Genomic DNA, 206 nt, shown 5'->3' on the forward strand with positions numbered 1-206 from the left:
GATTGAACCAGTGACCCCTACCGTGTCAAGGTAGTGCTCTCCCGCTGAGCTAATCGCGCGGGGAGGACACCCGGAAGAACCGGGTGATCCTCTTGGAGGTGGAGACGGGATTTGAACCCGTGTACACGGCTTTGCAGGCCGTTGCCTCGCCTCTCGGCCACTCCACCAGGCAACACTCGAAGGACGATCTTACACTGTCCTTCGTC

At 59.7% G+C, this 206-nt stretch carries 1 tRNA gene; it reads right to left on the reverse strand.

Features of this window, described 5'->3' with window-relative positions:
- Positions 1-93: 93 nt before the first annotated feature.
- Positions 94-167, reverse strand: a tRNA-Cys gene (locus tag VR45_RS04000).
- Positions 168-206: the final 39 nt, after the last annotated feature.

Origin of the sequence: Streptomyces sp. NRRL S-495 (genome assembly GCF_000966955.1) — a bacterium.
Lineage (GTDB): Bacteria > Actinomycetota > Actinomycetes > Streptomycetales > Streptomycetaceae > Kitasatospora > Kitasatospora purpeofusca.